Below are 10,418 nucleotides of genomic sequence, written 5' to 3'. Positions count from 1 at the left end.
AGCGTCGATGGTACTGTGTGGGGTACACACGGGAGAGCAGACCGTCGCCAGTTTATAATTAAATCAGAGAGGAAGTCTTTATATTAGGGCTTCCTCTTTTCGTATGTATTGTGCTTATATTTTCAAATTTTCGAGTCAATGCTATAATATGTTTATCTCAAGAACTTATTCAACTTTCATAAATTCATTAATCAATCAGGAGGTTATTTGCGTGGCTATAAAAGTAGCTGTCTTCAATAATAAAGATAAAGGCGGAGTCGGTAAAACAACTTTATCTATAATACTAACTCAAATCGCTCTCATGAATAATAAAAAAGTTCTAGCTTTCGATCAGGATGAACAACAAAATTTTAATAGCTCTATGTTTTATTTGAAGGAAGAACCTAGATTCAAAAATTTATTTACGTTACGTACATTATTGAAGAAAGAAGATTTTGACATCCACGCAGATTTATTGATAATTGACTGCCCTCCCGGATTTAATCAACGTACAAATTTAGCTCTCAAGAACGCAGATTTTGTGTTGATACCTGTACGGCCTGATAAATATAGCTTAATGCACATAAATAATAAAATTATTAGGATCGCAGGTGAGCATAAAAAATTATTTCAATTTCCATTGGTCAAAATCGGTTTTATGGAAGGAAATATTCACGATAAAACTTTAGCTGCAAGGGAAACAAGCAAAGAAATAGCCGACATGGGGTATACAGTTATAGTCATTATCAGGGAAAACGAACGCAAATAAATCGTTCCAAAGGGTTAAGCACTCTTCATCTTCCCAAGAATAAGGGCGTTGATAGTCGGGAATGAGGAAAAAATTTTTCTTGCTTCCCATAAATTCTTCGATAGATTTTTGTTCTGCGCTAAGACTCGACATAAAAAAATTCTCCCGTGAAAAAATGATTTCAGGGGAGATTATATCATGTTTCTATAATTAATAATTCATCAGGTCATTTTTAAGCACGAACTCAATAAAACTCTCGGAAATTTTTTTAGTGCGCTGGTGAATCTCCTTCACGTCGAAATTAGTATTATTCTCTGATAATTCTTTTAGCTCCTGAATCTGTGAACGTGAATAATATTTTTTGTTCTTGTAGGGAAAGTCAAACGGTGCTCCTGAAGTCTGTAATTTGCCTTCTAAAAGCGATTGATTGCCTAACATTGTATAAGTTCCCGGATTGACTATTTTACCTTTTTTGCGAAGGTGTTCAATATTTAAATCTTTAGAGAGCTTAGGGAGTGCCTGATCCTTATAATTAATTGCCCACCATGCGAGCATAGATCTTGTTATAGCTGCCTGACCGCTGAAATTATAATTTTTCATTGCACTATCTATATTCAGCAAAAGTGATAGGTTTATTATTTACGATATTGAGCATTTCTTTATAGAACGGCGGACGAAGTTTATTAGTGCTTGAACCTCCGTTTTTAATAGTGAAAGCCCAGATAAAGGCCGTTAATTTATCGAGAAATCCGCAAAAATCTTCGTCATCAAAAGAGTCTTGATTATGCAGATAGTAGACAGAAACGAGAAACGTCCACATAGAATTAGGGGCATAATTGAGAATAAATAATTTCTTGAGTGCGCGCGGTGATAAATTGTCTTCATTCTGGCTGAAAACGTCATACCAGAAATTAGCTAGCATAACTAAATTTTTAAATACTCTTTCATGATCAACACGAAATAATTTATAGTTATCGCGTTCATAAAATGCTCTGCTGCCGATTTGCGTGCTGTCCTTGAGGCCTTCTATAGCGCGTTCATAATGCATATAGCGGTTAAATAATTCGTTCATAGGTGTGTCTTTAGCTGACGAGAAAATTTTATTGCAGGCAGCCTCTAAAATCTGCCATTTTTTTATAAAATCGTCTCTCTTACCTTGTGCGGAGAATGCTTTATATAATTGAACCTTGAAGATATCCGAGTCAGATAACGGCTTGCCCCTGTCATTGAGCGTCGAAAAAATTCGTAATGCAGTATCTTGGCTGCCGGCTGTAATCGGGAAAAGCACGCAATTATTTAATATTCTGTTAGGGAGGTCGAGCCAGTTAACTTTATTATTCTGTAATTCGTTAATTTTGCCGAGATAAAATTTATAATTCTGCATATAACGTGAAGTGCTTTCGTTGTATATTAATCCTTCGCGCAAAATATTAAAAAGTTCGTTAGTGCTATCATCGGTTGCGACTTGAGAATCGATTTTCAGCTGATCATAAAAAGGTTTGTAGTATTCGTCAGTTTTCCAGATACATTTTGCTATTTGCTTGCATACGGCGGAGATTTTGTCTGAGTCAAAAGCGTTATCGTTATTTATTTCAAATGTGGTGTGGAATGCGCGCAGCAACAATAACAAAGTAATTAATCTCTGCTGGCCGTCGATGACTTCAAATTGTTCGTTATTATTCTTGAATACGACGATGGATCCGAGAAAATATTCGCTTTTGGGATTAAATTTTCCGTTTTCTGGGAGTGCGAACGTCCGAACATTCTTTTTCTTCCCACGTATAAGGGCGTTGATAATCCGGCACGAGAAAAAAAGAATCTTTTTCCGACAAAAGCTCATATATACTTCTTTGATCTATGCTTAATTTTTGGGACATGCTGACAAAATCTCCCCGAGCAAAAATTTGCATAATTGTATCACATTGTCTTACTGAAAAGTTTTTTAGGATTCAGGAGAGTCGTAATAATTATATGTTGATTCGTTCCAAGGATCTTTATTTTTTCTTATTTCAAGAAGTTTTTGATAAAGCAGCTCAAGTTTCGTATAAACAATTTCGAAATGTTTTCGTTGATAGGCTGTAAGACCCAGAGACCACCATTTATTGCGGCCAATTGATAAATGTGCTGCAATAGAAGCATACAGCGGCAAATCTCCTATAAAAATTTCAATGACAAAGACGAATATTTTTTAGGTTCGCTCGTTGTGTTCAAGAATGCTGATGACTTTCTCGAAGTTATTGACGGCCAGCAAAGATTAATTACTCTCACGCTTTTATTGCGGGCATTCTACGAGGCTTACGGCGAAAATATGAAAGATTCCGACTCACACGACAGAAAACGAGACATAGAAAAATGTTTATGGAAGACTCCCGAACCAGGCGAAAAATTAAATATGTCAGAGCTAAAAATTTTCTCACTCGTCGCTACAGAAAACGAGTCGCAGGAATTTACAAATATAATGCTCACTGGTAAAGCTGATCCCGCAAGCAAAAGCAGATACGCATCAAATTACAGACTCTTTCAGGGGGCAATAAAAAATTTTCTCGACTCTTTCCCGAATTACCTGCAATTTATGACTCATAGAATATTAGCAAATTGTTCGGTCCTACCCATCGAGGCAATTAATCAAAGCACAGCACTACGAATTTTTTCGACACTTAATGACAGGGGCAAGCCGTTATCTGACTCGGACATCTTCAAGGCAAAATTATATAAAGCGTTCTCTAATAATGGCCAGAAAGATTTATTTATCGCAAAGTGGCGCGATTTCGAGAATATTTGCAGCAAAAGTACTACAGTTGACGATATTTTTATGCGTTATATGTATTGCGTAAGAGCTTTTGCAGGGATTCGCGACTCAGGACTTGAGAGCCTCAGAGACTTTTACAGCCGCGATGATAATAAATTTTCACTGTTAAATCGTGATTATGCTAAAACTTTTGATGATTTGATTACGCTCGCTGACTTCTGGAAAGATATTACAGTGCAGGAGACTAAAAGATTTTCTGATAGAGTGCTCAAGCAATTATTTATTTTGCACCACATGCCAACTAATATGTGGACGTTTCTTGTTTCTGTTTATTTTATGGCGAATAAGGGCGATAACGGAATATTGAACGAGAAAGATTTTTGCGATTTCTTGCGGAAAATTACAGCTTTTATTCTCGCGTCAAGACTCGTTAGACCCGGAAATAATGCACCCTTCTTTAACGAAATGGCAAGTATCGCGTCTGGACATGCAAATAATTTCAGCGGTTATGAGTTCGATATTAAGCAAGTCCGCGAAAGACTCTCACATTTCGATTTTCTCAACAGCAGCAAATTAACAAAAAGTTTCGTGGTCTGGCAAGTGTTTCAAGATAAGCAGCAAATTTTGTTGTCGCTAGAGTCTAAATTCGACATTGAACACATTTTACCGAGAAGGCGCGAGAATGAGTTAAGCAATAAATCTAATCTTGAATCTATCGGCAATAAATCATTACTTGAACGCGAAATTAATATTAGAGCCTCTGACTACAGATTCAGGGACAAAGCTAATTACTATCTCGGCAATACCGGCAAAAAACGCACTAATATTCACGAGCTTATAGAATTAGCTGACGGACTCGAAAATTTTACAGAACAGGATATTATAACGAGGACTCAGAAAATTTTTGACGGATTCGTGAAGTTCATTCAAGCAAATAATCTCGCGAAATAATTTATTGCATGTTCGGAAAATTTTTCATGCCCATTTTTCGCATTTGAGATCTTATAAAATTTGCTGTCCTGCTCCTGCTTGATATTGTCCTGAGTAAATAAGTCCCGCCCGTGAAATATCCTATTTGAGTTATTCTACCGTTGGAGTGCATGATATATAAATCATCGTCATAGCCGGTGAACTCGTAATAATTCATGTGAATACACCCGCGCTCTAAAAAAATCCCCGTCGCTGATAAATGATTGTCAGTGTAATCTGAAGGCCGGTTTATTAATCTTGTGCGCAAATAGCGTTCAAGCTCTGAAAGTCTAGATCCTACATGAATCCCGCCAGCAAAAATATAATTAGGGTCTGACGTAATGAAGTGATCGAGCTTAAAATTTCTCCTGTTATCCGTTGCTGTAGCTGCCACTATAGTTTGATTCTTGGCCCAGACTCTGTCCCATGCGGATCTAAAATGTTTTGTTACGTTGCTGTCCCATTCTTGATAATCGAGTTCACGGCCTGTTAATTTCTGCTCGAATACGTGTTTATTATGAGCTATTATACGATTTGCAAGAGATTTTATGCTGTCAATTAATTTATCGTCGAGATTTCCGGGAAGATTTGCAGCACTTGAGACGCTTATAAATCCAAATGTCAACACTATGACGAGAACGCAGAAAAATTTTTTATTCATGTATAACGCCTGCCTTCTGAAAATTTTTAACGATTATAGCAAAAAAAAGCCCCCGCATGAATCACACAGGAGCAATAAATTTTTTATTCAGGGATTCTAATAGTTCTCAATGTCCCTACTATATTATTTTCGCTGTCAGAGTACATAACTTCATAATAACCTGCCGGAATACTCGCGCTCGCGTCTTCTGTCAGTGCCTCAATTGATAAAATGTCGAGAGTCAATAGTCCTCCTTCGCCGACCGTCGCACCGTACACACCGTAAACAGGGCAAAGTACCTCATCAATATCATAATAAGCTGCCGGCTTGTAACCTTTGGGATAAATCGCAGATACTGTTTCGCTCAAGTCCTTAAAGCCATATTGACTCACTGTCATAGAATCTGTCTGATAAAATGCGCTCACTAGAGTAAATGACAAATTAAGCTGCGTACCTTCAGGCAATAAATTCCCGTCATTGTCGACCACGTAAAATTCAAACGCAAAATCTTCTTTTATGGGTGATTCTTCGTCGACGGGATTCAACTCTTCAAATTTTGCGCGCGCCTCGCCTGATACTGTTATCTTCAAATTTTCATAATCGTACACTGTCAGACCGCCTATTGTTGAAGGCATTGACGAATAATCCGGTTCAAAATCTGAAGATTTCAAGCAAAATGCTTTAATGCACGCGTTCATGATTAAATGATTGCTGTCTGAGTCAGTTACTCGCGTTCCGTCTGTCCATGTTTGGCCGTCCGTAGAAAAATAGCTCTGCCCGTCGTAAACTGCTGCTCTGATTGTATCGTTTTGTAAGCGGGTTTCTGCTGCGATTGTGCCGCTTGATGAATCTTTCATTACTACAGCAAAATATTTATCTGCCGGAATAATTACGGGATTCGCAAGTTTTAAAGTGTGATAGCCGTTATATTTCTGCCCTATATCCTGCGAAAAAATTTTTGTTCCGCTAATTAAATCGCTTGAGTCAGGCAGTTCATCGTAAATGTATACGCTTAAATCTACTGAAGCATCATTTGCAGTAGTATAATAGCCGATCTCAGATAAAATTTTTCTCTCGTCCTCCGCCGGGAAAACATTAGCAGCCCATGAACCTACAAAATCTATGCAATGGCCTAAATCATCGTAGCCGTAATAAAATAAATTTTTGTCGTCGGAGTCAACTTTTACGGTGGCAAATAATAAATTGCTTTGTTCATATGATACCCAGAAATAGCCTTCTTTGCCCCATCCTGAGCCTAAAGAATTTCTCACAAGCCAAGCACCCGCTATACTCGGTTTACGGGACTCATTGAATAAATTAGCTTGAATATTATCATCCCAGCCGATTAAATTTACTGCGTGTCTATTATTGCTGTCTGATGTGTCAGTATAATAATATGTATAATTCGTAGAGTTGAAACCGTCCGCTACATAGTCAAGTTCCATGTATAAAGCTCCGTTATTCATGATTAACTGTTTTATTTCGTCCCGGTTTTCTTTTGTGCCGATATAGTCTATAAATGATACGTCTGTTAATCTCATTACGTAATTATAATTGCTTGCAATTGCGTTATCTGATGGAGTCTCAGGATAAGTCATATCGCTTTCACGTACAGGGCCGAATCCTTTTCCGTGTGAGAGAAAAGCTATTGCACGTTCAATATTTCCGCCAGAGTTTAAAATTTGCGTGGAGTCGCTAGTGAAAATATTATAATCCTTCAAGTAAGAATTATACGCGAACCAAGCTAAATGCATTTCTGACAGATCTAACTCGTTATTATTGCCGAGTGTGTTCTTTATTTGTCCGTGTGAAGACCTGTATAAATAATTACTCTCGCAGGCCGCTATCACTGCAAATGCCCAGTCAGATTTATACTCGCCTTGATTCTTTACCGGAGTTATCAAGCCTGAACCCCGTAAATCATAGCTGTAAATTGTGTGATCCTCGCCGCCCGGTTTGTATTTCTCGCAGCCTCCCGAAAAAATTATCAGCGACAACACTACAGCAGCGCAAATAAATATATTCTTTACTCTCAATTAATAACGCCTCCTGAAATAATCTCACGTATATTATATAGCAATGCACTTGACGATATTAATTGCTGGCTGATAATAAAAAAATTTCCCTCTGACCGTTACGAATCAGAGAGAAAACTTTTAATGCGGAGGGGGAGAATCGAACTCCCACGATGCTTAAATTGATCACAAGATCCTTAGTCTTGCGCGTCTACCAATTCCGCCACCCCCGCGAATTTATTTAATTTACTTCTTAGGCATGACAGAAAAATATTATACTCTCGAAATTTTTTGCGTCAAGTTATGATAAAATTTTTTTGCAGATATTAACTCAAAGGGGGATTTATTATGCAGAAAATTTTTGTTGCGCTTTTATGTTTATTTATCGCGTCGAGTGCATTTGCTGGCGAACCCGAAATTATTTCGCTGCTTGATGTTCAGGGCGAGTCTAACACGGGATTACTAATCGGAGCTACTGAATCACAGATAAAAAAATTTTTCCCGTCTGGTAAAATGTCGAGTCAGATTTTAGCTTATTTCGTGAGGGTCAACGGCCAAGAAATTTTATTTGATACGGGACTTAATGACGGCCACATAATTAACGAGCTCGCAAAGAATAATATCAAGCCTGAAGACGTGAAAATTATAATGATTACCCATTTGCATGGAGATCACTTCGGGGGGCTTATTGACTCACAGGGCCGGGCAGCTTTTCCGAACGCAGAAATTTATTTATCAGAAATTGAGCGCGATTACTGGGTAAATGACAAGCGGGACGAAAAAGTTATTACAGCTCTCATGCCTTACAGCGAAAAAATTAATTTCTTCAATTTCGGCGATGAAGTAATTAACGGCGTTAAAGCTCTTGACGCTTCAGGACACACGCCCGGACACACAGCTTTTGAGATTGCCGGAAAAATTTTAATTGTCGGTGATATAATGCATTTTCCTGAGATTCAATTGCCGAACCCAAATATTTCTGTGAGATATGACACCGACCCCGACAAAGCGCGCGAGTCAAGAATAAAAATTTTAGACTATGCAGCACAAAATAATTTAACTATTGCCGGAATGCACATAACACCTCCGGGAACTTGCAAAATTATTAAATCCGGTGCAGGCTATGAGAAACGATAAATTATTCAGCGTCATTCTGCCTGTATATAACTGCGAAAAATATTTGTCTCAGTGCTTGGAGAGTCTCTGCAGTCAAGAAAATTTTACGCACAATTATGAAATTATCTTGATAAATGACGGCTCAACGGACAAAAGCGGGGAAATTTGCGACTCTTTTGCGTCAAAATATGATTTCATTCGCGTAACCCACACTGACAATCACGGAGCAAGCCGCGCAAGAAATTTAGCATTAAAACAGGCAGAAGGCGATTATATTTTATTCTGCGACTCTGACGACATTGTGTCCCCGCAATTAATTCAAGTCATGACCCGCGCTGTCGAACTCGATAATAAAGCTGACATTTTCGAGTATAAATTTTTCAGACTCCCTGAAGGTCAAGCATATAAATGGCCGGTCTATAATGTTGAACAAATGAAAATTTCTGACTGGTCAACACCTTCAAGCGATGAAGCCTGCAAAAAAGTTATAATCGACAGCAGAGTCGGCGCTTACTTATGGGATAAAGTTTTCAGAAGGACTCTCGTTCAGGATCGCAGCTTTGATGAAAGTTTATTAATTATGGACGATGAAGGCTGGGTACTTGAAGTTCTTTGCGCTGATAAAAATATTAGGATTCGCAGTATAAATTATTGCCTTTATTGTTATATGCAGCGTTCGGACTACGGCAAGACGAGAAGTGTACGCAAAATTTATGACAATAACGGATTGAATCAATTTATATTAGGAATGGAGCGCGAATTAAATATAAAGAATCTTCCCGGCCGGCTCGTTGAGTTGAGAAAGTGCGATATTTATATGGCCTCGTTAAATAATTTGAGAATGCATCCTAAAGAATTAAGCGATGAAGCCCGCAAAGGACTCGAGTCAAGAATCAAGAAATATTGCAAAGTGTTTTATTTGAGCTCGATTCCGTCAATATGGGAGAAGCTGAAAAATTTAATTTCTCATGCACTTGTGTTAATGCGCGTTTAATTCATGAAAATTTACGTAATAGAAGGGATTGACAGTTTTGATAGATAATTTGTATAATGGCTCACGGCTCACGGCTCACGGCGAAGAGTCTGCGCTGAAATTCAGTGTTATTGTTCCGGTCTATAATTGCGAAAAATATTTATCTCAATGTCTCGAAAGTCTTTGCAATCAAGAAAATTTTACTCACAATTATGAAATTATAATAGTAGATGACGGCTCAACGGACAAAAGCGGGGAAATTTGCGGCTCTTATGCGTCAAAATATGATTTCATTCGAGTAACTCACACGGAAAATCACGGAGTCAGCCACGCAAGAAATTTAGCATTAAGTCAGGCTCAAGGCGATTACATTTTATTTTGTGATGGTGATGATTTTGCTTCCCCGCAATTAATTTCGATTATGACTCGCGCTGTTGAACTCGATAATAATAAATCTGATATGTTCGTGTATAAATATTTCTGGGGTGATCTGCCCTCCAAAGGTTGGGAAAATTATAATATCGCTGATATGAAAAATTCTGATTGGGAAATTTCTAACAGTGAGAATTTATGCGCTAATATCTTAAATGACGGAAAAACCGGCGGTTATCTCTGGAATAAAGCATTTAAGAGGGAGCTTATACAAAGTCATTATTTCCATGATGATATTATAGTAATACAAGATTTATGCTGGGTTCTCGAAATTTTATGCGATAATAAGAATATCAGCATCAGCATTATAGATTATTGCTTGTATTGCTACGTTCAACATAAGGGAGTCGGCCTAACAAGAGATTTTAAGAAAGCGTATTCTAAGTCAGGACTTGCAAATTTTCTCAGCGATTTAGAAAAATGTCTGAAGCGAATTAATAATCTTTTTCCCAGCATAAGAGAGCAAATGCAATATAATTTATACGCATACTCGATTCATGCACTCTATCGCAGTCCCGTAAAAATGAAGCCCGGCACTTACCGCAAATTAAAGCTGTATATAAAACGTTACTGCTGCAAATATTATTTCAGGTCAAAAGCTCCGTTTATTTCCAAGCTGAAAACTTTTGTCAAGCACGTTTTATTTCTACTGCACAATAAATAAACCCCGTACACACTCGCACGGGGAAAAATTTTCTTATGAGTTCAGACCGTTTAGACGCGTAAATAATTCTTCTTTGTCATGACCGATTATAAGAGTTATTGACGTTGCCCGGCTGTCCTGCTGTATTAATCTT

The 10,418-nt window shown here is 37.8% G+C and carries 10 protein-coding genes and 1 tRNA gene; 5 read left to right on the top strand and 6 right to left on the bottom strand.

The genetic code is table 11. The features are described 5' to 3' along the window. Positions 1-211: 211 nt before the first annotated feature. On the top strand, positions 212-748 hold the full coding sequence (locus tag IJS99_08835; GenBank protein ID MBQ7561918.1) for a ParA family protein: 537 nt from the start codon (positions 212-214) through the stop codon (positions 746-748). On the opposite strand, the gene IJS99_08830 is transcribed toward IJS99_08835, so the two are convergent. Genes IJS99_08830 through IJS99_08820 form a run of 3 tightly spaced genes read right to left on the bottom strand, consistent with a single transcriptional unit; the run spans position 665 to position 2,567 of the window. Then, complete coding sequence (locus IJS99_08830; GenBank protein MBQ7561917.1) at positions 665-880, bottom strand: DUF262 domain-containing protein; 216 nt, start codon at positions 878-880, stop codon at positions 665-667. The genes IJS99_08835 and IJS99_08830 overlap by 84 nt on opposite strands. A 57-nt stretch (positions 881-937) precedes the next feature. Then, the gene (locus IJS99_08825; protein ID MBQ7561916.1) at positions 938-1,327 is read right to left on the bottom strand and encodes a hypothetical protein; all 390 of its coding nucleotides are present in this window, start codon (positions 1,325-1,327) and stop codon (positions 938-940) included. 4 nt (positions 1,328-1,331) lie between these two features. Beyond that, entirely contained in the window at positions 1,332-2,567 is a 1,236-nt protein-coding gene (locus IJS99_08820) for a DUF262 domain-containing protein (GenBank protein MBQ7561915.1), read from the bottom strand. 279 nt (positions 2,568-2,846) lie between these two features. On the opposite strand from IJS99_08820, the gene IJS99_08815 reads away from it, so the two are divergent. After that, positions 2,847-4,427, top strand: a complete 1,581-nt coding sequence (locus IJS99_08815; protein ID MBQ7561914.1) for a DUF262 domain-containing protein — start codon at positions 2,847-2,849, stop codon at positions 4,425-4,427. A 1-nt stretch (position 4,428) separates the two neighbouring features. Here IJS99_08815 and IJS99_08810 read toward each other — a convergent pair whose 3' ends face one another. From IJS99_08810 to IJS99_08800, 3 genes are all read right to left on the bottom strand, one after another. Continuing rightward, positions 4,429-5,106 carry a hypothetical protein gene (locus IJS99_08810; GenBank protein MBQ7561913.1) on the bottom strand — a complete coding sequence of 226 codons (678 nt, stop codon included), beginning with the start codon at positions 5,104-5,106 and terminating at the stop codon, positions 4,429-4,431. An 83-nt stretch (positions 5,107-5,189) separates the two neighbouring features. After that, a complete protein-coding gene (locus tag IJS99_08805; protein ID MBQ7561912.1) occupies positions 5,190-7,121 on the bottom strand; it encodes a hypothetical protein in 1,932 nt (643 codons plus the stop codon). Between the two features lie 124 nt (positions 7,122-7,245). Continuing rightward, a tRNA-Leu gene (locus IJS99_08800) sits at positions 7,246-7,333 on the bottom strand. Positions 7,334-7,448: 115 nt separating this feature from the next. On the opposite strand from IJS99_08800, the gene IJS99_08795 reads away from it, so the two are divergent. The 3 genes from IJS99_08795 to IJS99_08785 all read left to right on the top strand — a co-directional run bounded on the left by IJS99_08795 (position 7,449) and on the right by IJS99_08785 (position 10,285). Further along, positions 7,449-8,237 carry an MBL fold metallo-hydrolase gene (locus IJS99_08795; protein MBQ7561911.1) on the top strand — a complete coding sequence of 263 codons (789 nt, stop codon included), beginning with the start codon at positions 7,449-7,451 and terminating at the stop codon, positions 8,235-8,237. Further along, positions 8,224-9,210 carry a glycosyltransferase family 2 protein gene (locus tag IJS99_08790; protein ID MBQ7561910.1) on the top strand — a complete coding sequence of 329 codons (987 nt, stop codon included), beginning with the start codon at positions 8,224-8,226 and terminating at the stop codon, positions 9,208-9,210. Before IJS99_08795 ends, IJS99_08790 begins: the two co-directional genes overlap by 14 nt. 94 nt (positions 9,211-9,304) lie before the next feature. Then, the gene (locus IJS99_08785; protein MBQ7561909.1) at positions 9,305-10,285 is read left to right on the top strand and encodes a glycosyltransferase family 2 protein; all 981 of its coding nucleotides are present in this window, start codon (positions 9,305-9,307) and stop codon (positions 10,283-10,285) included. Positions 10,286-10,418 lie beyond the last annotated feature (133 nt).

The organism is Synergistaceae bacterium (assembly GCA_017444345.1).
Taxonomy (GTDB): Bacteria; Synergistota; Synergistia; order Synergistales; family Aminobacteriaceae; genus JAFUXM01.
Note: the sequence above shows the minus strand (reverse complement) of the source record. Positions and strands in the feature narration are given on the sequence as shown.

Excerpts from the sequence above, each read along its gene's own strand:
- IJS99_08830 (MBQ7561917.1), bottom strand. The coding sequence starts at position 880 with ATGTCGAGTCTTAGCGCAGAACAAAAATCTATCGAAGAATTTATGGGA.
- IJS99_08825 (MBQ7561916.1), bottom strand. The coding sequence starts at position 1,327 with ATGAAAAATTATAATTTCAGCGGTCAGGCAGCTATAACAAGATCTATG.
- IJS99_08820 (MBQ7561915.1), bottom strand. The coding sequence starts at position 2,567 with ATGAGCTTTTGTCGGAAAAAGATTCTTTTTTTCTCGTGCCGGATTATC.
- IJS99_08815 (MBQ7561914.1), top strand. The coding sequence starts at position 2,847 with ATGTGCTGCAATAGAAGCATACAGCGGCAAATCTCCTATAAAAATTTC.
- IJS99_08810 (MBQ7561913.1), bottom strand. The coding sequence starts at position 5,106 with ATGAATAAAAAATTTTTCTGCGTTCTCGTCATAGTGTTGACATTTGGA.
- IJS99_08795 (MBQ7561911.1), top strand. The coding sequence starts at position 7,449 with ATGCAGAAAATTTTTGTTGCGCTTTTATGTTTATTTATCGCGTCGAGT.
- IJS99_08790 (MBQ7561910.1), top strand. The coding sequence starts at position 8,224 with ATGAGAAACGATAAATTATTCAGCGTCATTCTGCCTGTATATAACTGC.